This window comes from Citrobacter sp. TBCS-15, assembly GCF_005280815.1.
GTDB lineage: Bacteria > Pseudomonadota > Gammaproteobacteria > Enterobacterales > Enterobacteriaceae > Citrobacter > Citrobacter werkmanii.
This window is the reverse complement of record NZ_SZWK01000101.1, coordinates 105960-131823: the sequence shown is the minus strand read 5'-3', so window position 1 is coordinate 131823 and position 25864 is coordinate 105960. Positions and strand designations below refer to the sequence as shown.

The window sequence follows — 25864 nt, the reverse complement described above, 5'->3', positions numbered from 1 at the left end:
ATGGAAATCAGTCTGTTGCAGGCTTTTGCGTTGGGTATTCTCGCCTTTATTGCAGGCCTGGATATGTTCAACGGGTTAACGCACATGCACCGCCCGGTTGTTCTCGGGCCGCTGGTCGGCCTGATTCTGGGCGATCTGCATACCGGTATTTTAACCGGGGGTACGCTGGAACTGGTGTGGATGGGCCTGGCTCCGCTGGCGGGAGCACAGCCGCCAAACGTCATCATCGGCACCATCGTGGGAACGACTTTCGCCATCACCACTGGCGTAAAACCGGAAGTAGCTGTCGGTGTCGCTGTACCGTTCGCGGTAGCGGTACAGATGGGCATTACCTTCCTGTTCTCTGTGATGTCCGGGGTGATGGCTCGCTGCGACCGCATGGCAGCGAATGCCGATACCGCCGGGATTGAGCGGGTCAACTATCTGGCGTTGCTGGCGCTGGGGACCTTCTATTTTTTATGCGCGTTCCTGCCGATTTACTTTGGTGCGGAACATGCCAAAACAGCTATAGATGTTCTGCCGACCCGCCTAATTGACGGCCTCGGCGTGGCAGGCGGCATCATGCCAGCTATCGGTTTCGCCGTACTGCTGAAAATCATGATGAAAAACGTCTACATCCCTTACTTCATCCTGGGTTTTGTCGCCGCCGCCTGGCTCAAACTCCCTGTGCTGGCAATCGCCGCAGCAGCACTGGCCATGGCACTGATCGATTTTCTGCGTAAATCACCTGAAACTACAGCTCCCGCAGCACAAAAAGAGGAATTCGAAGATGGCATCTAATCAAACGGCTCTGCCGAACATTTCCGAAACCGAAGAAACGCTGCTGTCCGGCACGAATGAAAACGTCTACGAAGACCAGAATATCGGTGCCGAGCTGACGAAAAAAGATATCAACCGTGTTGCCTGGCGTTCCATGTTGTTACAGGCCTCTTTCAACTATGAACGTATGCAGGCATCAGGATGGTTGTACGGCCTGTTACCTGCACTGAAAAAGATCCATACCAACAAGCGAGATCTGGCACGTTCAATGAAAGGCCATATGGGCTTCTTCAACACGCACCCGTTCCTGGTTACGTTTGTTATCGGGATTATCCTGGCGATGGAACGCTCCAAGCAGGATGTGAACAGTATTCAAAGCACCAAGATTGCCGTCGGTGCGCCGCTTGGCGGTATCGGTGACGCCATGTTCTGGTTAACGTTATTGCCTATTTGCGGTGGTATCGGGGCAAGTCTGGCGCTGCAAGGTTCTATTCTTGGCGCTGTAGTCTTTATTGTGATGTTTAACGTGGTTCATCTTGGTCTGCGCTTTGGGCTGGCACACTATGCTTACCGAATGGGCGTTGCAGCTATCCCACTGATTAAAGCTAACACTAAAAAGGTTGGTCATGCGGCATCTATCGTTGGGATGACGGTGATCGGCGCGCTGGTAGCGACCTATGTTCGCCTGAGCACCACGCTGGAAATTACTGCTGGCGATGCGGTTGTGAAACTACAGACAGACGTTATAGACAAGCTGATGCCTGCATTTTTGCCGCTGGTCTACACATTGACCATGTTCTGGCTGGTTCGTCGTGGCTGGAGCCCTCTGCGCCTTATCGCTATTACCGTAGTACTCGGCGTTGTGGGTAAGTTCTGTCACTTCCTGTAAATATAAGGGGTTGTAGATGTTAGGTATTATTTTGACGGGTCATGGCGGGTTTGCCAGCGGAATGGAAAAAGCGATGAAACAGATTTTAGGTGAACAGACTCAGTTCATCGCCATCGACTTTCCGGAAACCTCAACAACAGCCTTACTCACCTCGCAACTAGAACAGGCAGTGAGTGAGCTGGATGCTCAGCAAGACATCGTGTTTCTGACAGACCTGTTGGGCGGGACGCCATTTCGCGTCGCTTCCACGCTAGCCATGCAAAGGCAAGGTACTGAAGTGATCACTGGCACCAATCTGCAACTGCTGCTGGAAATGGTACTGGAGCGCGACGACCTGAGCAGCGAAGCATTTCGTTTGCAGGCGCTGGAATGCGGACATCGGGGTTTGACCAGCCTGGTCGACGAGCTGGGACGCTGCCGCGAGGAAAAACCCGTCGAGGAAGGGATATGACACAGGTGCTACGCGCCAAGCGTCTGCTCACGGAACAAGGCTGGCTGGACGATCATCAGGTGCGTATTGAGGATGGCACCATTACAGCCATTGAGCCTATCGTCTCAGGCGTGATGGTGCGCGATGCTGAGCTGTTGTGCCCTGCATATATCGATACCCATGTGCACGGAGGCGCAGGTGTCGATGTCATGGATGATGCGCCGGATAAGCTCGATAAGCTGGCAATACACAAAGCGCGTGAAGGGGTAGCCAGTTGGCTACCCACCACCGTCACCGCCCCATTACCAGATATTCACCGGGCGTTGAAACGTATTGCCCATCGCTACCATTCCGGCGGGCCTGGCGCGCAGGTACTGGGTAGTTATCTTGAAGGTCCGTACTTTACGCCTCAGAACAAAGGGGCGCATCCGCCTGAGCTCTTCAGGGAACTGGAGCTCAGGGAACTGGATGAACTGATTGCGATTTCCCAACAAACATTGCGCGTCGTTGCGCTGGCGCCAGAAAAAACCGGCGCATTGCAGGCTATCAAACATCTGAAGCAGCGCAACGTACGGGTGATGCTGGGCCACAGCGCAGCCACCTGGGAGCAAACCCGCGCCGCCTTTGATGTCGGGGCTGATGGACTGGTTCACTGCTATAACGGTATGACCGGTTTACACCACCGGGAGCCCGGAATGGTTGGTGCAGGGTTAACCGACTCTCGCGCCTGGCTGGAGCTTATCGCTGACGGACACCATGTCCACCCGGCGGCCATGAAGCTGTGCTGCTGTTGCGCGAAAGACAGACTGGTGCTGATCACCGATGCGATGCAGGCAGCTGGTATGCCGGACGGGCGCTATACACTCTGCGGTGAGGAAGTGGAAATGCGCAGCGGTATTGTGCGTACCGCTTCCGGTGGCCTGGCGGGCAGCACGCTCTCGGTTGATGCAGCCGTACGTAATATGGTCGAGTTCACCGGGATCACCGCTGAAGAGGCGATCCACATGGCTTCGCTCCATCCCGCTCGCCTGTTGGGAATCGATCGCCAACGCGGATCGTTAGCGGTGGGCAAATATGCCGACATTATCGCCCTCAATAGCGGCCTGCATTTGCAGCAGATCTGGATTCAGGGTCAGGCTCTCCCCCTTTAGACCTTTCATTTTGTCTCGTATTGGCCTGCGGTCTTTGATCGCCGGTCCTTTCTTTTCCTTTCGCTTATAAAATTTTGATCCGCACTATCTGCAAGCGATTATTTAAATATCAACAAGATAATTACAGCCTCCGTTCTCACGATCACAAATTTCGTTTTATTTCATTTTGCATCATTGCTCTTTCACTTTCTTTCATATAGATTTTAATCAATCGATCATATGAACAAGTGAAACGAAACGAAAGATAGCGACATTTTGCCAGCGTCTTATGTGGAATTTACGAGACTAAGGACTTAAGTTATGCCAGAAACCTACACCCCTGCTCACGCGTCGACGGGCACCTGGACAGAAGAAGAGATCCGTCAGCAACCCGCTAGTTGGATCCGCTCTCTCGCTAATATCGATAATATTCGATCCGCCATTGATAGCTTTCTCGCGCCATTGTTGCGCAAAAACGATCTGCGGATCGTACTGACCGGGGCGGGTACTTCCGCATTTATCGGCGACATTATTGCTCCGTGGCTGGCAAGCCAAACCGGAAAAAACATCAGCGCCGTGCCGACCACCGATCTGGTCACCAATCCGATGGATTATCTGAATCCAGCACATCCGTTGCTGCTGGTTTCTTTCGCGCGCTCAGGTAACAGCCCCGAAAGCGTTGCGGCTGTGGAACTGGCTAATCAGTTTGTACCTGAGTGCTATCACCTGCCAATTACGTGTAACGAAGCAGGTAGCCTGTATCAAAACGCCGTCGCAAGCGACAATGCCTTTGCACTGTTAATGCCTGCTGAAACGCACGACCGTGGCTTCGCCATGACCAGCAGTATTACTACCATGATGGCCAGTTGCCTGGCGGTATTCGCCCCGCAAAAAATCAACAGCCAGACCTTCCGCGACGTGGCCGATCGTTGCCAGACGATCCTGACTTCACTGGGTGATTTCAGCGACGGCGTGTTCGGCAACGCGCCATGGAAACGGATCGTCTACCTCGGTAGCGGTGGGTTACAGGGAGCCGCGCGTGAATCGGCACTGAAAGTCCTGGAACTGACAGCGGGTAAACTGGCGGCATTCTATGACTCGCCGACCGGTTTTCGTCATGGGCCAAAATCGCTGGTTGATAACGAAACGCTGGTAGTGGTCTTTGTTTCCAGCCACCCCTATACACGCCAATACGATCTTGATCTGTTAGCTGAGTTACGCCGCGATCGGCAGGCGCTGCGGGTAGTCGCGATTGCCGCACAAACCGATGACGTGATTGAAGCCGGCCCGCATATCCTGCTGCCGCCTGCCCGCAGCTTCATTGATATGGAACTTGCGTTCTGCTTCCTGATGTATGCGCAGGTCTTCGCCCTGACACAGTCAATCAGTATCGGTAATACGCCAGATACGCCTTCTGCCAGCGGTACCGTGAACCGCGTCGTACAGGGCGTTGTTATTCATCCCTGGAACGCCTAAAAGGATCGTTTTATGAGCATTATTTCTACAAAATACCTCCTGCAGGATGCGCAAAAAAAAGGCTATGCCGTACCGGCCTTTAACATCCATAACGCCGAAACGATCCAGGCGATCCTGGAAGTGTGCTATGAAATGCAATCGCCGGTGATCCTTGCCGGAACGCCGGGTACGTTTAAACATATCGCGCTGGAAGAGATCTACGCGCTGTGCAGCGCTTATTCCACCAGCTACGGTATACCGCTTGCGCTGCACCTCGATCACCATGAATCACTGGACGATATCCGTCGCAAGGTAAATGCCGGGGTGCGCAGCGCCATGATTGATGGCAGCCACTTTCCGTTTGAAGAAAATGTGAAACTGGTGAAATCCGTTGTGGACTTTTGCCATGCCAAAGATTGCAGCGTGGAAGCTGAGCTGGGCCGCCTCGGCGGCGTTGAAGATGATATGAGCGTGGATGCCGAAAGCGCCTTCCTGACCGACCCGCAGGAAGCGAAACGGTTTGTCGAACGTACCGGCGTCGACAGCCTGGCTGTTGCCATCGGCACAGCACACGGTTTGTACACTAAAACACCCAAAATCGATTTCCAGCGTTTAGGGGAAATTCGTGAAGTGGTGGATATTCCGCTGGTGCTGCATGGTGCAAGCGATGTTCCTGACGACTACGTCCGCCGCACAATCGAGCTGGGAATATGCAAAGTTAACGTGGCCACCGAACTGAAAATCGCCTTTGCCGACGCGGTCAAAGCATGGTTTGCAGAAAATCCGCAGGGCAACGATCCTCGCTATTACATGCGGGTCGGTATGGATGCAATGAAAGAAGTGGTGCGGAGTAAAATTAACGTCTGTGGTTCAGCAAACAAATTGATGGCTACCTGCGAATTATCGTGACCATTATTATATTCTGCGCGAGTGCTATCTGCGTGATGTCAGGTAGCGCTCATCTTTCGAATAATAAGGGGGGAAACACACCATCATGACATGTCAAAAACGGCTGCTCAGCGTGTTATACGCGGTATACGCCAGGGTTGAAGGACATCCTGAATGCTAAAGAGATCTTGCTGCTGATAGCAGGCGAAGGGAAGCACGACGCGGTAGAAAAATACCTGGCCGCCACCGTTACAACGACTATGCCTGCTTCATTTTTATGGCTGCACCGCAATGTGAGTTGCCTGATTGACGGCTCACAATACCCTGATAAATAAAATTTACAGCAAGCGCCACATCCTCCTTTTTGTCGCGCCACCGCGTTGCAGTTTGCCTTTTAGCTGCAACGCTTTCAGCGGGTTCTTCCGACATTTCTTCCGACATTTCTTCCGACAAGCAGACGTTTAATCTCAGTCTTTTTACTCCCCCTGCTGGTCCAGCGCGTACTTATACAGCGCATTCTTTTTCACGCCGTGGATTTCCGCTGCCAGCGCCGCCGCTTTCTTCAGCGGCAGCTCTTTTTGTAACAACGCCAGCGTACGCAGCGCATCAGCCGGGAGGTCATCTTCTTGCGCTTTATGCCCTTCGACAATCAGCACCATTTCGCCCTTACGACGGTTTTCATCTTCCTTGACCCACGCCAGCAGTTCGCCGACCGGCGCGCCGTGAATGGTTTCCCAGGTTTTGGTCAGTTCGCGCGCCAGCACCACATAACGGGATTCTCCCCAGACGGCGACCATATCTTCCAGGCTATCCAGTAAACGGTGGGTGGATTCATAAAAAATAAGCGTACGCGGTTCTGCCTCAATGGCTTTCATCGCATCGCGGCGGCCTTTTGATTTCGCAGGCAGGAAGCCTTCGTAACAAAAACGGTCAGATGGCAGACCAGCAGCACTCAGCGCGGCAATCGCCGCGCACGGGCCAGGCAGCGGTACCACGCGGATGCCTGCTTCGCGACAGGTGCGCACCAGATGGTAGCCCGGGTCGTTAATCAGCGGCGTTCCGGCATCGGAAACCAACGCGATGTTTTGCCCCTCTTTAAGCTTTGCCACCAGCGTCTCGGCTTTTTGTTGCTCATTGTGATCGTGTAAGGCAAACAAACGGGCGTTAATCGCGAAGTGTTGTAACAATAATCCGGTATGACGGGTGTCTTCAGCGGCAATTAAATCAACGGCTTGTAAAACTTCGAGCGCTCGTTGGGTAATATCAGCCAAATTTCCGATAGGAGTAGGTACAATAAAGAGTTGGCCTTGAGAATTATCCGCCGATTCGTGTTGTTTCATTGTGTCGTCCGTATTGCCGATTTAATATTGAGCATTGCGTAAAAAAATATCACTGGATACAGTATGGTACCCTCAACATTTTCTCGTTTGAAAGCCGCGCGCGCGCTACCAGTCATTCTGGCAGCATTGATTTTCGCAGGCTGTGGCACCCAGGCGCCAGACCAGAGTGCAGCCCATATGCAGGGCACTGCGCAGGCTGATTCCGGCTTTTATCTGCAACAGATGCAGCAAAGCTCAGATGATAGCAAGACCAACTGGCAATTACTCGCCATTCGTGCACTGCTGAAAGAAGGCAAGAGCCAGCAGGCTATCGAATTGTTCAACCAGTTACCGCAGAAGCTAAACGATGCCCAGCGTCGTGAGCAGTCACTGCTGGCCGTCGAGATCAAACTCGCGCAGAAAGATGTCGCGGGAGCACAGGCCCTGCTGGATAAACTCACGCCCGCCGATTTCGACCAAAACCAGCAGGCGCGTTACTGGCAGGCGCAAATCGACGCCAATCAGGGCCGCCCGTCGCTGACTCTGCTGCGCGCCCTGATCGCACAGGAACCACTGCTGGCCGCGAACGCTAAGCAGAAAAACATAGATGCAACCTGGCAAGCGCTGTCGTCCATGACCCAGGAACAAGCTCAGACGCTGGTCATCAATGCTGATGAAAACGTACTGCAAGGCTGGCTGGACCTCCAGCGCGTCTGGTTCGATAACCGTAACGACCCGGACATGATGAAAGCCGGTATTGCCGACTGGCAAAAACGTTACCCACAAAACCCGGGGGCAAAACTGCTGCCAACGCAGTTGGTTAACGTGCAGAGCTTTAAGCCAGCTTCCACCAGCAAAATTGCCCTGCTGCTGCCGCTGAACGGTCAGGCCGCTGTATTTGGTCGTACTATTCAGCAAGGCTTTGAAGCCGCGAAAAACATGGGCACTCAACCGGTAGCAGCTCCTGTTGCCGCCGCGCCTGCTGCGGATGCCTCTGCTGCTGCGACTACGGAACAACCGCAAACGACAGACGGTGTTGCCAGCCCTTCTCAGGCGTCAGTAAGCGATCTGACCAATGAGGATCCTGCACAGCCAGAAACGACAGCCCCACAGCCTACAGCGCCTGCACAACCAACAACCGCCAGCGCGCCGGCAAATCCGTCCGCTGAGCTGAAAATCTACGACACCTCGTCGCAGCCGCTGAATCAGATCCTGACCCAGGTACAGCAGGATGGCGCCAGCATCGTGGTTGGCCCGCTGTTGAAGAATAATGTTGAAGAGCTGATGAAAAGCAACACGCCATTGAACGTCCTGGCGCTTAACCAGCCGGAGGCGGTGAAAAACCTGCCGAACGTCTGCTACTTTGCCCTGTCGCCAGAAGATGAAGCGCGCGATGCCGCACGCCACATCCGTGATCAAGGTAAACAAACGCCGCTGCTGTTGCTCCCACGCAGTTCGTTAGGCGATCGCGTGGCTAATGCTTTTGCGCAGGAGTGGCAAAAGCTGGGTGGCGGCGTAGTGCTGCAGCAGAAGTTCGGCTCCACTGCTGAGCTGAAAATGGGCGTCAACGGCGGATCGGGGATTTCCCTGACGGGCAGCCCGGTAGCCTCTTCTGTACCTGCGCAGCCTGGCGTGACGATTGGCGGTCTGACGATTCCGGCAGCGCCTACAGATGCACAAATCACCGGCGGCAGTGGTCGTGTTGACGCCGTGTATATTCTGGCGACGCCGGAAGAAATCGCCTTTATTAAACCGATGATCGCCATGCGTAACGGCAGCCAGAGCGGAGCATCGCTGTATGCCAGCTCCCGTAGCGCTCAGGGAACCGCTGGCCCGGACTTCCGTCTGGAAATGGAAGGCTTGCAGTACAGCGAAATCCCAATGCTGGCAGGCGCTAACACGCCTCTCATGCAGCAGGCGCTTGGCGCGGTGCGTAACGACTACTCGCTGGCGCGTATGTACGCAATGGGTGTCGATGCCTGGTCGCTTGCCAACCACTTCTCGCAAATGCGTCAGGTGCAGGGCTTCGAAATTAACGGCAACACTGGCGCATTAACCGCAAATCAGGATTGTGTGATTAACAGGAAGTTATCATGGCTCAAATACCAGCAAGGACAAGTCGTCCCCGCCAGTTAACGAGTAAACAGACCGGTGACGCGTGGGAATCCACCGCGCGTGACTGGCTGCAGAGCAAAGGACTGCATTTCATCGCCGCCAACGTGCGTGAACGTGGCGGCGAAATCGACCTGATAATGCGTGAAGGCAACACCACCGTATTTGTTGAAGTTCGCTATCGGCGTTCAGCCCAGTTTGGCGGTGCGGCGGTGAGTGTGACCCGGAGCAAACAACACAAATTATTACAGACCGCCCGCTTGTGGCTTGCGCGCCACAATGGGAGTTTTGATACTGTGGATTGCCGGTTCGATGTGTTAGCCTTCACCGGAAATGATGTTGAGTGGTTTAAAGACGCGTTCAACGACCGCTCATAGTTGAAGATTCAGAGCCTGGTTCTTAAGGATTAGCGTGTTAGATAGAATTAAAGTCTGCTTTACAGAAAGCATTCAAACTCAGATAGCTGCGGCTGAAGCGCTCCCGGATGCGATCTCCCGTGCAGCCATGACGCTGGTTCAGTCCCTGCTCAATGGCAACAAAATTCTCTGTTGTGGTAATGGGACGTCCGCTGCCAACGCACAGCATTTTGCTGCCAGCATGATCAATCGTTTTGAAACGGAACGACCAAGTTTACCTGCTATTGCACTAAATACTGATAATGTGGTCTTAACTGCGATTGCCAACGATCGCCTGCACGACGAAGTTTATGCAAAACAAGTCCGTGCGCTGGGACATGCAGGTGATGTTCTGCTGGCAATCTCTACGCGTGGTAATAGCCGCGATATCGTAAAAGCTGTTGAAGCCGCAGTGACACGCGACATGACAATCGTCGCGCTGACCGGGTATGACGGAGGGGAGCTGGCCGGATTGCTGGGGCCGCAGGATGTTGAAATCCGCATTCCCTCACACCACAGTGCCCGCGTTCAGGAAATGCATATGCTGACGGTCAACTGCCTTTGCGATCTCATCGATAACACGCTTTTTCCTCACCAGGATGATTAAGGAGTACACATGAAGGCATTTTCGCCGCTTGCTGTGATTATCGCTGCACTGCTGCTGCAAGGCTGTGTAGCTGCCGCCGTGGTCGGAACCGCAGCCGTCGGGACTAAAGCCGCGACGGATCCGCGTAGTGTCGGCACTCAGGTAGATGACGGAACCCTGGAATTACGCGTCAATACGGCGTTGTCGAAAGATGCCCAGATCAAGAAAGAAGCGCGTATCAACGTTAGCGCCTATCAGGGCAAGGTTCTGCTGGTCGGTCAGTCACCGAATAGCGAACTGTCTGCGCGGGCAAAACAGATTGCAATGGGCGTAGAAGGTACCACTGAGGTCTTTAATGAGATCCGTCAGGGTCAGCCAATCGGCCTGGGCGATGCGTCCAACGATACCTGGATCACCACCAAAGTACGTTCCCAGTTGCTGACCAGCGATCAGGTGAAATCCTCTAACGTGAAAGTCACCACCGAGAACGGGGAAGTGTTCCTGCTGGGTCTGGTTACTGAACGTGAAGCGAAGGCGGCGGCAGATATCGCCAGCCGGGTAAGCGGCGTGAAACGCGTCACTACGGCCTTTACGTTTATTAAGTAATACCGATGCCGGATAGCGACGCATAAGCGTCTTATCCGGCCTACAGGACGTCATCGTTTGTAGGTCGGATAAGCGTCCACGCCACCCGGCATTTTATTTTGCCCTTTCGCGTAGCTCGGAAGAGGTCAGGATGGTAACGCCCTCATCTCCTGGCGCCAGCGCTTCTGCCAACATTGCCCGTGCAACATCCCGCGCGTCAATCGACTTCCAGTTACCCGGTAGCAGCCTGAACAACGGCGCTAAAAACTTCTCATTCGTCCGCTGCTTATCCCGTTCCCCCAGTAGCATCGAAGGTCGGACAATCGTCAGGCGCGGCCATTTCTGCGCGATTAACGCCTGCTCCATTTCCCCTTTCACCCGGTTATAAAAAAACGGTGAATTCGTATTCGCGCCCATCGAACTCACCACCAGCATATGCTGAGCGCCTAACCGACGTCCCGTCAGGGCGGTGTCCACCACCAGCGTATAGTCAGCGTGGATAAACGCCTCTTTCGAGCCGGCTTCACGTCGGGTGGTTCCCAGACAACAAAAAACGATATCGACCGGATCGGTGACTTGTGCCAGAGCATCGGTTAGCTGCGGATCATGGGGATTATAAACGCCAACCGTATCAGCCAGCGGTCGACGCGTCGGCGCCGTAATGGCGTTGACCCGGGGTTCATTAAGCAGCATACGCAGCAAATTTCCGCCTACCAGCCCCGTTGCGCCTGTTATTAACACCTGACTCATCCTCGCTCCTTTACAGAATTGTCCGTCTTGCACTCTCAGCCTTAGCGACCAGACTTAATAGTCCGTGAGGTAATTATCCGTCAACATGGAAATTCTGCCTTATTCGCAACCAACTCAACGGAGGAAACATGAGCAAGAAGATTGCCGTTTTAATCACTGATGAGTTTGAAGATTCAGAATTTACATCACCAGCAGCAGAATTCCGCCAGGCCGGGCATGAAGTCATCACCATTGAAAAACAGGCAGGCAAAACGGTGAAGGGGAAAAAAGGTGAAGCCAGCGTCACCATCGACAAAGCGATCGAGGATGTGCGCCCTGCCGATTTTGACGCCCTGCTACTGCCAGGCGGTCACTCGCCGGACTACCTGCGCGGGGACGATCGTTTCGTGACCTTTACCCGGGATTTCGTTAACAGCGGCAAACCGGTGTTTGCTATTTGCCATGGCCCACAGTTGCTGATCAGCGCGGATGTCATTCGTGGCCGTAAACTTACCGCCGTGAAACCTATCATCATTGATGTAAAAAATGCGGGCGCCGAATTTTACGATCAGGAAATGGTGAATGATAACGATCAGCTGATAACCAGCCGAACACCGGACGATCTTCCGGCGTTTAACCGTGAGGCATTACGTATTCTCGGGGCGTGAATCACGTAGCCAGAGCATCTTTTTGCCAAAGCCCAGCGTGTTATCGGTGAATTTGATTTCATCCAGCCGAATCTCCCACACGGGTGCAGGCAACATTCTGGCCACGGGGAAGCGGCGATTATACGCTTTACGCGCAACGTCGCTCTCCTCTCCCTCAAGACGGCGGATTTCCCCTTTAAACTGTACCCCACGAATCAGGGCGACCGTTTTGGGCTGGCCGTTTACCGTGCCAGCAACGGGCGCGCGCGGGCCGGACATCTGAGCATGGCGCGTTTTCTCTTCGGTCAGCACATAGAATGCCATCTTCTGAGCATCAAACAGGTAAAACGCATTCGCGCACCACAATTCACCCTCATGATGTACACACCAGGTCACGACATGCTGCTTCGCCAGCCAGCGGGTCACCGCAGTCAGTGTTTCCATTTCTGTTCTCTTTTATACTGTAGGCCTGAAAATTATCACGTCGATGGTGACAATGACACCCTGGTATCTGTACCTGATCCGTACCGCGGACAACGCCTTATACACCGGAATTACCACCGATGTGGAGCGCCGATATAAGCAACATCAGAGCGGGAAAGGCGCGAAGGCGCTGCGTGGAAAGGGGGAACTCTCCCTGGCATTTGCGGCGCAGGTCGGCGACCGTTCGCTGGCTCTGCGCATCGAGTATCGCGTCAAACAGCTCACAAAGCGTCAGAAAGAGCGCCTTGTAGAAGGCGAAGGGCTTGAGGCTCTACTGAGCAGCCTGCAAGCCCCGGATGTTAAAAACGATTGAAGTGGTCGTGGTATTCCACAAGGCCCGTCACGCCCTCCAGCGCATCGTCCGCCAGGCGATGAACCTGGAACGCGCTTTCGGTGCCCGGCCAGCGGCAGCGCAGGTCATGATGTGCTGCCAGCTCAAAGCCAAAGCGGCTGTACAATGCTGGATCCCCCAGCGTAACCACTGCGGCGTAGCCAAACTCGTTCAGGGAATCGAGTCCTTCATAGACCAGCTGACGCGCCAGCCCCTGCCCCCGGTAGTTTTTATCCACCGCGAGCGGCGCCATGCCGACCCATTGCAGATCTTCGCCCTGAACATCGACAGGACTAAACGCGACGTAACCCACTACCTGACCTTCATCATCGGTAGCAACCAAACCCAGCGTTAAGAAACCATCTTCACGCAGGTCGTGCACTAATTTCGCTTCCGCATCGCTCTCAAATGAACGGCGTAACAGCGCATCAATACCAGGGGCATCAATGGGAATCTCAACTCGAATCAGCATGGCTCACCTACCGAGGTCTGTTTGGTGTCTGGCGTTGTTTTCATTCCCGCCTCAACAAAATCCGCCAACTGCATCAGCATGACGCGCAGCGCTTTAGGCATCTGATCCAGCTCGATGGCGTCCATCAGATTTTTTACATACAGCCCTAATTCTGTATCACCTTCAATTACCAGGCGACGCTGGAAGAAAAGCGTATCCGGATCCTGCTTACGTGCTGCAATCATCAGTAAGTCACTGGCGTCAGCGCTAAAACTCACATCCGCATCGGCATTTTGGCTGACGATAAGTTTATCGTTCTCAACAGAGGTATACCATTTGAGACCAATGTCACGTACATGGATGCTTAACCAGCGGCCTTCGAGAAACTCCAGCTCTCCATCAGCCAGCGCCTGGCTAAACTGCCAGCTCAGAACCTGCTCCAGGACCTGGCGCTTCAGCGCAAAGGGCGTCAGTTTAACCGGTACACTCATCAGAGAAGGACCAAAATGTACTAAGCGTGAACGCAGTTTATCCAACACGAGCTTTACTCCCTGTTTCAATAGTCCTGCTATTTTGCCATATCAAATAAACGACATAGCGGCATAAATCAACAATTCGATGCGAAATTGTTACCTCTTTATTGCTGTCACCAATACGACTTTAACTGCCTCAAATCAAAAATTGTCTCAGCAAGGTTAACTAAAATCCCTCTTCGTTAACATTTCTGCGCCTTTCACGGCGCAACGTTCAGGATAAATTATGGAGCTGCTCTGCCCTGCCGGAAATCTCCCGGCGCTTAAGGCGGCCATCGAGAACGGCGCTGATGCTGTCTACATCGGGCTGAAAGATGATACCAACGCCCGTCATTTCGCCGGCCTTAATTTTACCGAGAAAAAATTGCAGGAAGCGGTGAGTTTTGTCCATCAACACCGCCGTAAGCTGCACATCGCGATTAACACCTTTGCGCATCCGGATGGTTATGCGCGCTGGCAGCGTGCCGTAGATATGGCGGCGCAACTGGGTGCGGATGCGCTGATCCTTGCCGATCTTGCCATGCTTGAGTATGCCGCAGAGCGCTATCCGCATATTGAGCGCCATGTCTCTGTTCAGGCATCTGCTACCAACGAAGAGGCGATTAATTTTTATCATCGCAACTTTGATGTCGCCCGCGTGGTGCTGCCGCGCGTGTTGTCTATTCATCAGGTGAAACAGCTCGCTCGCGTCACGCCTGTTCCACTCGAAGTGTTCGCCTTTGGTAGTTTGTGCATTATGGCGGAAGGCCGGTGTTATCTTTCATCCTACCTGACGGGCGAATCGCCTAACACGGTTGGCGCCTGCTCTCCCGCGCGTTTTGTTCGCTGGCAGCAGACCCAACAGGGCCTGGAATCCCGCCTTAATGAAGTGCTGATCGACCGCTATCAGGACGGAGAAAACGCCGGTTATCCGACGTTGTGTAAAGGCCGCTATCTGGTTGACGGCGAGCGCTATCATGCGCTGGAAGAACCCACCAGCCTGAACACGCTGGAGCTGCTGCCGGAGCTGCTGGCGGCCAATATTGCCTCGGTAAAAATCGAGGGACGCCAGCGTAGCCCGGCCTATGTCAGCCAGGTGGCGAAAGTGTGGCGTCAGGCGATCGATCGCTGTATAGCCGACCCGCAAAACTACGCACCACAGGCGGCATGGATGGAAACGCTCGGTTCCATGTCCGAAGGCACGCAGACCACGCTTGGCGCATATCACCGTAAATGGCAGTGAGAGAAGCAATGAAATATTCCTTAGGGCCGGTGCTGTGGTACTGGCCAAAAGAAACGCTGGAAGATTTTTATCAGCAGGCCACCGCCAGCCAGGCCGATATTATCTATCTTGGCGAAGCGGTATGCAGTAAACGCCGTGCCACCAAAGTGGGCGACTGGATCGATATGGCGAAGTCGCTCGCTGGCAGCGGTAAACAGGTGGTGCTGTCAACGCTGGCACTGGTGCAAGCCTCATCTGAGCTGGGCGAATTAAAGCGCTACGTTGAAAACGGCGACTTCCTGCTGGAAGCCAGCGATCTCGGCGTGGTAAACATGTGCGCCGAGCGTAAGCTGCCGTTTGTCGCCGGACACGCGCTCAACTGCTACAACGCGGTGACGCTGCGTTTACTGCTCAAACAAGGGATGGTGCGCTGGTGTATGCCGGTAGAATTATCTCGCGACTGGCTGATCAATCTGCTCAACCAATGTGAAGAGTTGGCTATCCGCAATAAGTTTGAAGTAGAGGTATTGAGCTACGGCCATCTGCCGCTGGCGTACTCTGCCCGCTGCTTTACGGCGCGCTCCGAAGACCGACCAAAAGACGAATGTGAAACCTGCTGCATAAAATACCCGAACGGGCGAGATGTGCTGTCGCAGGAGAATCAGCAGGTCTTTGTTCTCAACGGGATCCAGACCATGAGCGGCTATGTTTATAACCTCGGCAACGAGCTGACATCCATGCAGGGTCTGGTGGATATTGTGCGCCTGTCACCTTCTGGCACGGAAACATTCGATATGCTTGATGCCTTCCGCGCCAATGAAAATGGCACTGCCCCATTACCGCTCGCCGCTCATAGCGACTGCAACGGTTACTGGAAACGTCTGGCCGGGCTGGAGCTGCAGGCGTAAAAAAGCTCACTTTGTTAACAACGTTAATCAAATTTTAATGCAGTATTAAATGATTAACCGGTAACAAAGTGAGCCGTTATGACTGACAAAACTATTCCGTTCTCGGTGCTGGATCTGGCGCCGATCCCTGAAGGATCTTCGGCAAAAGAGGCCTTCACGCACTCGCTTGATCTCGCTCAACTGGCCGAAAAACGCGGTTACCACCGTTATTGGCTGGCAGAGCATCACAACATGACCGGCATCGCCAGCGCCGCTACCTCGGTGCTGATTGGCTATCTGGCTGCTAATACCACCACGCTGCATCTCGGGTCTGGCGGCGTTATGCTGCCCAACCATTCGCCGCTGGTGATCGCCGAGCAGTTTGGCACCCTGAACACGCTGTATCCGGGACGCATCGATCTCGGGCTTGGCCGCGCGCCAGGGAGCGATCAGCCGACGATGCGCGCGCTGCGCCGCCATATGAGTGGAGATATCGATAACTTCCCACGCGATGTAGCAGAACTGGTGGACTGGTTCGACGCCCGCGACCCGAACCCCCATGTACGCCCGGTTCCAGGCTATGGCGAGCAGATCCCGGTCTGGTTATTAGGTTCCAGCCTGTTCAGCGCACAGCTGGCGGCTCAGCTGGGTTTGCCGTTTGCCTTCGCCTCACACTTTGCTCCGGATATGCTGCATCAGGCGCTGCATCTGTATCGCAGCCAGTTCAAGCCCTCAGCGCGGCTGGCAAAGCCCTATGCGATGGTGTGCATCAACATCATAGCCGCCGACAGCAATCGCGACGCCGAGTTTCTTTTCACCTCCATGCAGCAGGCGTTTGTGAAACTGCGTCGTGGCGAAACCGGCCAGCTACCGCCGCCGGTAGAGAATATGCATCAACTGTGGTCCGCTTCTGAACAGTATGGCGTGCAGCAGGCGCTTAGCATGTCGCTGGTCGGTGATAAGGCGAAAGTGCGACACGGGCTGGAGGCTATCTTGCGTGAAACCCAGGCTGATGAAATTATGGTTAACGGCCAGATTTTTGATCACCAGGCGCGGCTACACTCATTTGATTTGGCGATGGATGTGAAGCAGGAATTGTTGGGGTAGTACAATTTGTGCCGGATGGCGGCTGCGCTTACCGGGCCTACGCAATCTCTGTAGGCCCGGTAAGCGTAGCACCACCGGGCAATTGTTCTACTGGTACACTGGCAGCAGGTTAACGCTCGACAGGATATGGATAACCGCGTTGCCGACACCGAAGACCAGAATCAGGGCAATCATTGGTTTACCGCCCCAGACGCGGAATTTCGGGCTGCCGAAACGTTCGCGGGATTTACGTGCCAACAGCGCTGGCACAATGGCAGCCCAGATAGTTGCAGCTAAACCTGCATAACCAATGGCGTACAGAAAACCGTTCGGCCACAGCAGGCCACCGACAATTGGCGGGACAAACGTCAGCAATGCCGTTTTGAAACGACCCATTGCGGAGTCATCAAAACCAAACAGATCCGCCAGATAGTCGAACAGACCGAGCGTCACACCGAGGAATGAACTCGCCACCGCAAAATTAGAGAACACCACCAGCAGCAGGTCCAGGCTACGGCTGTTCAGCACACCGCTCAGCGCCTGGACCAGGACGTCAATATTCCCGCCCTGCTGCGCAATACCAATAAATTCCGGACGCGGAATATTCCCCATCGTACCCAGCAACCATACGGTATACAGCACCAGCGCCAGCAGCGTGCCGTATACCAGGCACTTAACGATGGTCTTCGGATCTTTGCCGTAATACTTCATCAGGCTCGGGACGTTGCCGTGATAGCCGAATGAGGCCAGACAGAACGGCAGCGTCATCAGCAGGTACGGCGTATATGAAGCATTGCTCTGCGCCACGTTAAACAACGTGGCAGGCTGAACGTGTCCCAGCAGGCTGCCGAAGGTCAGGAAAAAGGTAATGACCTTTGCCCCCAGCACAATCGCCGTCATACGGCTAACCGCTTTGGTGCTTAACCACACCACAAACGCGACCAGCAGCGCAAAGCCAAGACCTGCTGCGCGCGCCGGAACGTTCAGCGACATCTCGGCAAAGGTGTGGTGCAGAATCGAACCGCTCGCCGAAATATAGGCATAGGTCAGAATGTAGAGCACAAAGGCAATAGAGATGCCGTTAACAACGTTCCAGCCTTTGCCCAGCAGATCTTTGGTAATGGTGTCGAAGCTGGAACCAATCCGGTAATTGAGGTTGGCTTCAAGGATCATCAGCCCGGAGTGCAGCATGCAGAACCAGGTGAAGATCAGCGCCGCCATTGACCAGAAAAACCACGCCCCGGACATGACCACCGGCAGAGAAAACATCCCCGCGCCAATAATGGTGCCGCCGATGATCACCACGCCGCCAAGCAGCGAAGGTGACGTTTGGGTGGTGGTTAGTGTTGCCATTTAGCCGTCTCTCCAGTCATTTATATTGCGACTACATATCAATGTGCTGCACTGTACCAGTACACGAGTACAATTGAAATAAAAAAAGCCCCGATTGTTGAGATCGGGGCTGTATATTTTACTTTACGCTTTTAAGCCGTTTGGCTTATGCGTCACCGCCGAAACGACGACGACCGGCTGAGTCATCACGACGCGGAGCTGAAGAATCGTCACGGCGCGGGCCACGACCACCTTCACGACGTTCGCCGCTGAAACGACGACCATCACCACGACCGCCTTCACGACGCTCACCGCCAAAACCACGGCCTTCACCGCGACCGCCTTCACGACGCTCGCCGCTGAAGCGACCACCGCCACGACGCTCACCACCGGTGTGCGGTACTGCATCGCCAACCAGCTGCATGTTCATCGGCTTGTTCAGGATGCGGGTACGGGTAAAGTGCTGCAGCACGTCGCCCGGCATACCTTTCGGCAGTTCGATGGTGGAGTGGGAAGCAAACAGCTTGATGTTACCGATGTAACGGCTGCTGATATCACCTTCATTAGCAATCGCGCCAACGATATGGCGGACTTCAACGCCGTCATCACGACCCACTTCAATGCGGTACAGCTGCATAACACCAACGTCACGACGTTCACGACGCGGACGGTCTTCACGGTCGCCACGCGGCCCACGATCGTTGCGGTCACGCGGACCACGATCGTCACGGTCGCGGAATTCGCGTTTCGGACGCATCGGTGCATCTGGCGGCAGGATCAGCGGACGTTCGTCCTGAGCCATTTTCAGCAGTGCGGCTGCCAGCGTTTCGATATCCAGCTCTTCTTCCGGCTGCATTTTCGCCAGCAGAGCACGGTACTGATCCAGATCGCTGCTTTCCAGCTGCTGCTGTACTTTCGCGGCAAATTTTTCCAGACGGCGTTTGCCCAGCAGCTCTGCATTCGGCAGTTCTACTTCTGGAATGGTCAGCTTCATGGTGCGTTCAATGTTACGCAGCAGACGACGCTCGCGGTTCTCAACGAACAGCAGCGCACGGCCAGCACGACCCGCACGACCGGTACGGCCGATACGGTGAACGTAAGATTCGGAGTCCATCGGGATATCGTAGTTAACGACCAGGCTGATACGCTCAACGTCCAGGCCACGGGCCGCAACGTCGGTTGCAATCAGAATATCCAGACGGCCATCTTTCAGACGCTCCAGAGTCTGCTCACGCAGAGACTGGTTCATGTCGCCGTTCAGTGCAGCGCTGCTATAACCGCTACGCTCCAGCGCTTCTGCAACTTCCAGGGTCGCATTTTTGGTACGGACGAAGATAATCGCCGCATCAAAATCTTCTGCTTCCAGGAAACGCACCAGCGCTTCATTTTTACGCATGCCCCATACAGTCCAGTAGCTCTGGCTGATGTCAGGACGGGTAGTGACGCTGGACTGAATACGTACTTCCTGCGGCTCTTTCATAAAGCGGCGGGTAATACGACGAATCGCTTCCGGCATGGTGGCAGAGAACAGAGCGGTCTGATGACCTTCCGGGATCTGCGCCATGATGGTTTCAACGTCTTCGATGAAGCCCATACGCAGCATTTCATCAGCTTCGTCCAGTACCAGACCGCTCAGTTTGGAGAGGTCCAGAGTACCGCGCTTCAGGTGATCCAGCAGACGGCCCGGCGTACCGACGACGATCTGAGGTCCCTGACGCAGGGCACGTAATTGCACGTCATAACGCTGGCCGCCGTACAGGGCTACCACGTTCACGCCGCGCATGTGTTTAGAGAAATCCGTCATGGCTTCTGCAACCTGAACCGCCAGTTCGCGGGTCGGTGCCAGCACCAGAATCTGAGGTGCCTTCAGCTCAGGATCAAGATTGTTGAGCAGCGGTAAAGAGAACGCTGCCGTTTTGCCGCTACCGGTCTGGGCCATACCCAGAACATCGCGACCGCCCAGCAGATGCGGAATGCACTCTGCCTGGATTGGAGATGGTTTTTCGTAACCCAGATCGTTAAGGGCTTCAAGGATAGGAGCCTTCAGGCCCAGATCTGCAAAAGTGGTTTCGAATTCAGCCATGTAGTACGTGTGCCTCAAAATTAATGGCGGCCAGTCTACATAACTCATCATGAAATTGATCTGCAATTTTCATTGAAAAGTGTGAACCGGCTCAAAGTAGGTGTATTAACGAACAACAACGCCCTCACCCGTGAAGGTGATGGCAATCAAAAAAGATTACGGGCTGATGTGTACGTCAGCTATTGCTGGTCCGATTCTGCCAGGTCATCTTGGTCCTGGCCCAGGAGCGATAATTCCAACAATGCGTATCGGTGCTCAACAAAGTTATGAACGTTGTTAGCCACCGCCAGTTTGAACAATGCCGTAGCGTTGTCCAAATCCCCCAGACTTAGGTAGTACTTACCTAAATAGAAGTTGGTTTCACTGAGATGCTCAGCGAGCGAGGTGTTATCCGTTGCGTCCGCCTTCAGGCGTTCCATCAGCGTTGCTTCGCTAATGTTGCCCAGGTAGAACTCGACAATGTTCCATCCCCATTGCTCTTTATCCGATTTTTCGAAGCGTTGTTTTAACGCTTCTTTAGCCTGCTTCTCATCGAGCTTCTGCTCGGCAAGATAAAGCCACAGACTGCGGAAAGGATCATTGGGATCGTCTTGATAAAACGCCAGCAGATCATCTTGCGCTAACTTGTCGCGACCGCCGTAATACAATGCGATACCGCGATTTAAGTGCGCGTAGTTGTAAGTTGGATCAAGCTCAAGTACAGAATCAAACGCTTCATAGGCAGCATCAAAATTGCCTGCCTGCGTTAAATATATACCTAAGTAATTGAATACTTCAGGCATATCTGGTCGGATTGCCAGCGCTTGTGAAAAATCATTTCGCGCAAGTGCCCTCAGACCGAGACTATCATACAACACTCCGCGCTCATATAAAAGCTGTGCGCGTTCGTCATCGGTTAAAGCCCGACTGGCAAGAATTTGTTCCATACGTGCCAGAATCACTTCCTGCTGCAAAGTCGGTTGCAATGGTACTGCGAGGACTTCACTCTTACGCCAGGCGGAATTACTGCATCCAGCCAGCGTGAGTGCTGTCGCAACGAAACACCAGCGCAAAAAAGGCTTCATTTCCCACTCCCGAAGACAACGATTGAATGAACGTCCAGGTTCCCCGGTTGCTAACAAGGCGTCCTGCCGGGTTAAAGGCCCTCCGCTCTCACGGAGGGCAATGGCAACCTTACTCGCCCTGTTGGCTTACCGGAGCTTCCGGTTCGCCTGCAGGCTGAGACTGCTCAGTTGCTTCTTTAATGCTCAGACGTACACGGCCCTGGCGATCAACTTCCAGAACTTTAACCGGTACTTCCTGGCCCATCTGCAGGTAATCGGTCACTTTCTCAACGCGCTTGTCAGCGATCTGAGAAATGTGTACCAGACCTTCTTTACCGCCACCGATGGCCACGAAGGCACCGAAGTCAACGATACGGGTCACTTTACCATTGTAGATACGACCTACTTCGATCTCTGCGGTGATCTCTTCGATACGACGGATAGCATATTTCGCTTTCTCGCCGTCGGTCGCTGCGATCTTCACAGTACCGTCATCTTCGATTTCGATAGTAGTGCCAGTCTCTTCGGTCAGGGCACGGATAACAGAACCGCCTTTACCGATAACGTCTTTAATCTTGTCCGGGCTGATCTTGATGGTGTGGATACGTGGCGCGAATTCAGAGATATCGCCACGCGGCGCGTTAATCGCCTGTTCCATCACACCCAGGATGTGCAGACGCGCACCTTTAGCCTGGTTCAGAGCAACCTGCATGATCTCTTTGGTGATACCTTCAATTTTGATATCCATCTGCAGTGCAGAGATACCGTCGCGGGAACCCGCCACTTTGAAGTCCATATCGCCCAGGTGGTCTTCGTCGCCCAGGATGTCAGACAGAACAACATAGTTGTCGCCTTCTTTCACCAGACCCATCGCGATACCCGCAACGGCGGCTTTGATCGGCACGCCTGCGTCCATCAGCGCAAGGGAAGCGCCGCATACGGAAGCCATGGAAGAAGAACCGTTAGATTCGGTGATTTCAGAAACCACACGCACGGTGTACGGGAATTTATCCAGTTCCGGCATCACTGCCAGCACGCCACGTTTCGCCAGGCGACCATGACCAATCTCACGACGCTTCGGAGAACCGACCATACCGGTTTCGCCTACGCAGTACGGAGGGAAGTTGTAGTGGAACAGGAAGTTGTCAGTACGCTCGCCCATCAGTTCGTCGAGGTTCTGCGCATCACGGGTGGTGCCCAGGGTCGCAGTAACCAGCGCCTGAGTTTCGCCACGGGTGAACAACGCGGAGCCGTGGGTGCGCGGCAGCACGCCGGTGCGCACGTCCAGACCACGGATCATGTCTTTTTCACGGCCATCGATACGCGGCTCGCCTGCCAGTACGCGGCTACGAACAACGTTTTTCTCGATAGCGTGCAGGATTTCGCCCAGTTCGTTAGCGTCCAGGGTTTCATCTTCAGCCACCAGAGTCGCGATGGTTTCAGATTTGATCACGTCAACCTGAGCATAACGCTCTTGTTTGTCAGTGATACGGTAAGCATCGCTCAGACGAGCTTCTGCCAGTGCGGCAACGCGCGCGTTCAGCGCTTCGTTGACGGCTTCTGGCTGCCAGTCCCAACGCGGTTTGCCAGCTTCTTTCGCCAGCTCGTTGATAGCCTGAATAACAACCTGCTGCTGTTCATGACCGAATACTACAGCGCCCAGCATCTGGTCTTCGCTCAGCAGTTCAGCTTCGGATTCAACCATCAGTACGGCAGCTTCGGTACCGGCAACAACCAGGTCCAGCTTGCTTTCTTTCAGTTCATCCTGAGTCGGGTTCAGTACGTACTGGTCATTGATATAACCAACACGTGCAGCACCGATCGGGCCGTTGAATGGGATGCCAGACAGCGTCAGCGCAGCGGATGCGCCGATCATTGCCACGATATCCGGGTTAACCTGTGGGTTAACAGAAACAACGGTCGCGATAACCTGAACTTCGTTAACGAACCCTTCCGGGAACAGCGGGCGAACCGGGCGGTCAATCAGACGCGCGATCAGGGTTTCGCCTTCGCTCGGACGGCCTTCACGACGGAAGAAGCTACCCGGGATACGGCCAGCAGCGTAGGTACGCTCCTGGTAGTTAACGGTCAGCGGGAAAAAGTCCTGGCCTGGTTTCGCTTTTTTCTGGCCAACAACGGTAACGAATACCGCAGTGTCATCCATGCTAACCATAACAGCGGCAGTCGCCTGACGCGCCATCATGCCGGTTTCCAGCGTAACGGTATGCTGACCGTACTGGAATTTACGAACGATCGGATTAAGCAAAATAATATCCTTTCTCTATTTTTTGACGGCACATTTTTGCGCCATCGTTAATACCCGATCTTCTGCGCATCCTCGCGACTAATGACAACCCTAACCCATACGCATGAGTAAAGCCTCTCATTAGCCGCGCGAACCTCTGCAACGGAAGATCATTCATAGCAACAATACATTAGTTTCCAGCGAATTGCTGCCATCTGCTGGAAAAAAGGGGCCATGAAGGCCCCCTCTTTCTGAAACTCGAAAGAATTAGCGACGCAGACCCAGACGCTCGATCAGCGCGGTGTAGCGTGCAACATCTTTACGTTTCAGGTAGTCGAGCAGTTTACGACGCTGAGAAACCATGCGCAGCAGACCACGACGGCTGTGGTGATCTTTTTTGTGCTCTGCAAAGTGGCCCTGCAGGTGGTTAATCTGTGCAGTCAACAGAGCAACCTGAACATCGGTAGAACCGGTGTCGTTTGCATCACGACCAAACTCAGAAACGATTTTAGCGGTAGCTTCAGTACTTAGAGACATTTTAAAACTCCAAAGTGTTAAGAATGAAAGGATGCCGATCTCTAATTCAGCTATCCCAGTGTATACACTTTATCCTTCAAACTGACTCTGCGTTGGCTGCGTCCGCTCACCTCAGTCACTTACCTAAGTAAGCTCATGAGGATTCTCAGACTTGCCGCTTTGATGCAGCTCGAATGATTTTGTGTATACGCCACGCAGATTGTTAAACAATTCACGCGACGTTAAGCGGCAGTATTCTACTCGCAGCGCCCTTTTATCGCAAGACAGAGAGCGTTATGCCGGATATTCAACCACCAAGCGACGGGGGGCGACACGACCTTCATCGTCGATCTCCCCCATGCCGATAAATTTGCCGTCATCGCCTTCCGTCACACGCACCAGGCCTTCCAGCGGGACACCTGTCGTACGTACCGGGTTACCATTTTTAAAGTAAACCGACGATGTTAAAGGCAAATTAACAACAGGATAGTCCGATGCTGGACTGTCCATTGGCATCAGCAAGGGATCAAGCAACTGAGCGGCCGGAATGTTCTGCTGCTCAGCCTGTTCAACCAGCTCGCGCAAGTGTTCCAGCGTCACCATACGATCCACCGGATACTTGCTGACCGTCAAACGACGCAGGTACGTTACGTGCGCACCACAGCCGAGCTTCTCGCCCAGATCGTCGATAATAGTGCGAATATAGGTACCTTTGGAGCAGTGAACTTCCAGCTCCAGCTCGTTACCTTCATGGCGAATAAACAGCAGCTCATAGACGGTAATCGGGCGCGCTTCACGCGGCACTTCAATACCCTGACGCGCATATTCGTACAGCTTTTTACCCTGATACTTCAGCGCCGAATACATTGACGGAATCTGCTCGATATCGCCGCGGAAAGTCTCCAGCGCGCTCGCAAGTTGCTCTGCGCTGAAGGTTACGGGACGTTCCTGCACGATTTGCCCATCGGCATCAGAGGTGTCAGTACGTTGCCCCAGGCGGGCTACTACGCGATAGCGTTTGTCAGAATCCAGTAAATACTGCGAAAACTTCGTCGCTTCACCGAGGCAGATGGGCAGCATGCCCGTCGCCAGCGGATCCAGCGCGCCGGTATGACCCGCACGGTTGGCATTGTAGATGCGCTTTACTTTTTGCAGTACGTCATTGCTGGACATGCCTTGCGGCTTATCCAGCAGCAGGACACCGTGAATGTCGCGACCACGACGACGAGGACGACTCATCAGTCCTCCTTGCTGTCGTCCGCTGGGTTCACACGACGTTCATCGTCATGTTTCACCACGCTGGTCACCAGGTTAGACATACGCATCCCTTCAACCAACGAGTTGTCGTAGAAGAAGGTCAGTTCAGGCACGATACGCAAACGCATCGCTTTCCCCAGCAGGGAGCGGATAAAACCAGATGCTTCCTGCAGGGCCTTAATGCCGTTTTTCACAGCCGCTTCGTCCTGGTCGTTAAGGAAAGTCACGAATACTTTGGCATACGCCAGGTCACGGGACATCTCAACACCCGATACGGTGGTCATCATGCCAACACGCGGGTCTTTGATTTCGCGTTGCAGGATGAGTGCGATTTCTTTCTGCATTTCCTGCGCCACACGCTGCGGGCGACCAAATTCTTTCGCCATAATAAATTCTCCAGAATAAAGACAAAAAAGGGGCCATAAGCCCCTTTTTAAATTTCTTGCCGGGTGGCGCTTCGCTTACCCGGCCAACACCTAATCATCTTCTAAG

The 25864-nt window shown here is 53.9% G+C and carries 29 protein-coding genes and 1 pseudogene; 16 read left to right on the top strand and 14 right to left on the bottom strand.

All coding sequences use genetic code 11. The features are described from left to right. From agaW to FDW96_RS03755, 7 genes and pseudogenes are all read left to right on the top strand, one after another. Complete coding sequence (gene agaW / locus FDW96_RS03785) at positions 1-780, top strand: PTS N-acetylgalactosamine transporter subunit IIC (protein ID WP_137365232.1); 780 nt, start codon at positions 1-3, stop codon at positions 778-780. After that, complete coding sequence (gene agaE, locus FDW96_RS03780; RefSeq protein WP_042311219.1) at positions 770-1648, top strand: PTS N-acetylgalactosamine transporter subunit IID; 879 nt, start codon at positions 770-772, stop codon at positions 1646-1648. The genes agaW and agaE overlap by 11 nt, the downstream gene beginning before the upstream one ends. 16 nt (positions 1649-1664) lie before the next feature. After that, positions 1665-2099 (top strand): PTS galactosamine/N-acetylgalactosamine transporter subunit IIA, encoded by a 435-nt coding sequence (gene agaF, locus FDW96_RS03775; RefSeq protein WP_042311221.1) that lies wholly within the window; start codon positions 1665-1667, stop codon positions 2097-2099. Continuing rightward, positions 2096-3229 carry an N-acetylglucosamine-6-phosphate deacetylase gene (gene nagA, locus FDW96_RS03770; protein ID WP_137365231.1) on the top strand — a complete coding sequence of 378 codons (1134 nt, stop codon included), beginning with the start codon at positions 2096-2098 and terminating at the stop codon, positions 3227-3229. The genes agaF and nagA overlap by 4 nt, the downstream gene beginning before the upstream one ends. A gap of 300 nt (positions 3230-3529) precedes the next feature. After that, positions 3530-4684, top strand: coding sequence for an AgaS family sugar isomerase (locus FDW96_RS03765; RefSeq protein ID WP_137365230.1), 1155 nt, complete (start codon positions 3530-3532; stop codon positions 4682-4684). Positions 4685-4696: 12 nt separating this feature from the next. Continuing rightward, positions 4697-5572 (top strand): tagatose-bisphosphate aldolase subunit KbaY, encoded by an 876-nt coding sequence (kbaY, locus tag FDW96_RS03760; protein ID WP_042311227.1) that lies wholly within the window; start codon positions 4697-4699, stop codon positions 5570-5572. A gap of 72 nt (positions 5573-5644) precedes the next feature. Then, positions 5645-5886, top strand: a pseudogene (locus FDW96_RS03755) (galactosamine-6-phosphate isomerase); the annotation flags it as partial. Here FDW96_RS03755 and FDW96_RS03750 read toward each other — a convergent pair. Together FDW96_RS03750 and rsmI are read right to left on the bottom strand one after the other, a co-directional pair. Further along, positions 5810-5992 (bottom strand): hypothetical protein, encoded by a 183-nt coding sequence (locus tag FDW96_RS03750; protein WP_137365229.1) that lies wholly within the window; start codon positions 5990-5992, stop codon positions 5810-5812. The pseudogene FDW96_RS03755 and the gene FDW96_RS03750 sit on opposite strands and share 77 nt — an antisense overlap. Positions 5993-6027: 35 nt before the next feature. Continuing rightward, a complete protein-coding gene (rsmI, locus tag FDW96_RS03745) occupies positions 6028-6891 on the bottom strand; it encodes a 16S rRNA (cytidine(1402)-2'-O)-methyltransferase (RefSeq protein WP_038634156.1) in 864 nt (287 codons plus the stop codon). Positions 6892-6954: 63 nt separating this feature from the next. Here rsmI and FDW96_RS03740 point away from each other — a divergent pair, with 63 nt between their 5' ends. The 4 genes from FDW96_RS03740 to dolP are packed head-to-tail and all read left to right on the top strand — an operon-like array spanning position 6955 to position 10569. Then, positions 6955-9006 carry a penicillin-binding protein activator gene (locus FDW96_RS03740; protein WP_137365228.1) on the top strand — a complete coding sequence of 684 codons (2052 nt, stop codon included), beginning with the start codon at positions 6955-6957 and terminating at the stop codon, positions 9004-9006. Next, complete coding sequence (locus tag FDW96_RS03735; RefSeq protein ID WP_137365227.1) at positions 8964-9359, top strand: YraN family protein; 396 nt, start codon at positions 8964-8966, stop codon at positions 9357-9359. The genes FDW96_RS03740 and FDW96_RS03735 overlap by 43 nt, the downstream gene beginning before the upstream one ends. Before the next feature lie 34 nt (positions 9360-9393). Continuing rightward, entirely contained in the window at positions 9394-9984 is a 591-nt protein-coding gene (gene diaA, locus FDW96_RS03730) for a DnaA initiator-associating protein DiaA (protein WP_003024948.1), read from the top strand. Between the two features lie 9 nt (positions 9985-9993). Further along, the gene (dolP, locus tag FDW96_RS03725; RefSeq protein WP_003024954.1) at positions 9994-10569 is read left to right on the top strand and encodes a division/outer membrane stress-associated lipid-binding lipoprotein; all 576 of its coding nucleotides are present in this window, start codon (positions 9994-9996) and stop codon (positions 10567-10569) included. Between the two features lie 93 nt (positions 10570-10662). Here the strand turns inward: dolP and FDW96_RS03720 are convergent, their stop codons facing one another. Beyond that, positions 10663-11298, bottom strand: a complete 636-nt coding sequence (locus FDW96_RS03720) for an NAD(P)H-binding protein (protein WP_137365226.1) — start codon at positions 11296-11298, stop codon at positions 10663-10665. A gap of 128 nt (positions 11299-11426) precedes the next feature. On the opposite strand from FDW96_RS03720, the gene FDW96_RS03715 reads away from it, so the two are divergent. Further along, complete coding sequence (locus FDW96_RS03715) at positions 11427-11945, top strand: type 1 glutamine amidotransferase domain-containing protein (RefSeq protein WP_038634164.1); 519 nt, start codon at positions 11427-11429, stop codon at positions 11943-11945. Here FDW96_RS03715 and FDW96_RS03710 read toward each other — a convergent pair. Then, positions 11925-12368: a YhbP family protein gene (locus FDW96_RS03710; protein ID WP_079225936.1), complete on the bottom strand. Its 444-nt coding sequence runs from the start codon at positions 12366-12368 to the stop codon at positions 11925-11927. The genes FDW96_RS03715 and FDW96_RS03710 overlap by 21 nt on opposite strands. A gap of 43 nt (positions 12369-12411) precedes the next feature. Here FDW96_RS03710 and FDW96_RS03705 point away from each other — a divergent pair, with 43 nt between their 5' ends. After that, positions 12412-12720 carry a GIY-YIG nuclease family protein gene (locus tag FDW96_RS03705; RefSeq protein WP_094301043.1) on the top strand — a complete coding sequence of 103 codons (309 nt, stop codon included), beginning with the start codon at positions 12412-12414 and terminating at the stop codon, positions 12718-12720. Here the strand turns inward: FDW96_RS03705 and FDW96_RS03700 are convergent. Together FDW96_RS03700 and FDW96_RS03695 are read right to left on the bottom strand one after the other, a co-directional pair. Continuing rightward, positions 12707-13210, bottom strand: a complete 504-nt coding sequence (locus FDW96_RS03700) for a GNAT family N-acetyltransferase (RefSeq protein ID WP_137365225.1) — start codon at positions 13208-13210, stop codon at positions 12707-12709. The genes FDW96_RS03705 and FDW96_RS03700 overlap by 14 nt on opposite strands. Continuing rightward, a complete protein-coding gene (locus FDW96_RS03695) occupies positions 13204-13728 on the bottom strand; it encodes an SCP2 domain-containing protein (RefSeq protein ID WP_042311251.1) in 525 nt (174 codons plus the stop codon). Before FDW96_RS03695 ends, FDW96_RS03700 begins: the two co-directional genes overlap by 7 nt. Before the next feature lie 220 nt (positions 13729-13948). Here FDW96_RS03695 and FDW96_RS03690 point away from each other — a divergent pair, with 220 nt between their 5' ends. The 3 genes from FDW96_RS03690 (at position 13949) to FDW96_RS03680 (ending at position 16917) form a co-directional block, all read left to right on the top strand. Then, positions 13949-14944, top strand: coding sequence for a peptidase U32 family protein (locus FDW96_RS03690; RefSeq protein WP_006687898.1), 996 nt, complete (start codon positions 13949-13951; stop codon positions 14942-14944). Continuing rightward, complete coding sequence (locus tag FDW96_RS03685) at positions 14935-15831, top strand: U32 family peptidase (RefSeq protein ID WP_137365224.1); 897 nt, start codon at positions 14935-14937, stop codon at positions 15829-15831. Before FDW96_RS03690 ends, FDW96_RS03685 begins: the two co-directional genes overlap by 10 nt. Positions 15832-15909: 78 nt before the next feature. Continuing rightward, positions 15910-16917 carry a luciferase-like monooxygenase gene (locus FDW96_RS03680; protein ID WP_137365223.1) on the top strand — a complete coding sequence of 336 codons (1008 nt, stop codon included), beginning with the start codon at positions 15910-15912 and terminating at the stop codon, positions 16915-16917. Between the two features lie 87 nt (positions 16918-17004). On the opposite strand, the gene mtr is transcribed toward FDW96_RS03680, so the two are convergent. From mtr to rbfA, 8 genes are all read right to left on the bottom strand, one after another. Beyond that, entirely contained in the window at positions 17005-18249 is a 1245-nt protein-coding gene (mtr, locus tag FDW96_RS03675; protein WP_061382515.1) for a tryptophan permease, read from the bottom strand. A 145-nt stretch (positions 18250-18394) separates the two neighbouring features. Then, positions 18395-20311, bottom strand: coding sequence for an ATP-dependent RNA helicase DeaD (gene deaD, locus FDW96_RS03670; RefSeq protein ID WP_137365222.1), 1917 nt, complete (start codon positions 20309-20311; stop codon positions 18395-18397). After that, the gene (gene yrbN, locus FDW96_RS03665; RefSeq protein ID WP_010723222.1) at positions 20304-20384 is read right to left on the bottom strand and encodes a protein YrbN; all 81 of its coding nucleotides are present in this window, start codon (positions 20382-20384) and stop codon (positions 20304-20306) included. The genes deaD and yrbN overlap by 8 nt, the downstream gene beginning before the upstream one ends. Before the next feature lie 106 nt (positions 20385-20490). Further along, on the bottom strand, positions 20491-21375 hold the full coding sequence (nlpI, locus tag FDW96_RS03660; RefSeq protein ID WP_003024982.1) for a lipoprotein NlpI: 885 nt from the start codon (positions 21373-21375) through the stop codon (positions 20491-20493). A gap of 109 nt (positions 21376-21484) precedes the next feature. Then, positions 21485-23620, bottom strand: coding sequence for a polyribonucleotide nucleotidyltransferase (pnp, locus tag FDW96_RS03655; protein ID WP_005131812.1), 2136 nt, complete (start codon positions 23618-23620; stop codon positions 21485-21487). Positions 23621-23866: 246 nt separating this feature from the next. Then, positions 23867-24136 carry a 30S ribosomal protein S15 gene (gene rpsO, locus FDW96_RS03650; protein ID WP_000059465.1) on the bottom strand — a complete coding sequence of 90 codons (270 nt, stop codon included), beginning with the start codon at positions 24134-24136 and terminating at the stop codon, positions 23867-23869. A 273-nt stretch (positions 24137-24409) separates the two neighbouring features. Continuing rightward, positions 24410-25354, bottom strand: coding sequence for a tRNA pseudouridine(55) synthase TruB (gene truB / locus FDW96_RS03645; RefSeq protein ID WP_042311264.1), 945 nt, complete (start codon positions 25352-25354; stop codon positions 24410-24412). Continuing rightward, entirely contained in the window at positions 25354-25758 is a 405-nt protein-coding gene (gene rbfA / locus FDW96_RS03640) for a 30S ribosome-binding factor RbfA (RefSeq protein ID WP_003024988.1), read from the bottom strand. Before rbfA ends, truB begins: the two co-directional genes overlap by 1 nt. Positions 25759-25864: the final 106 nt, after the last annotated feature.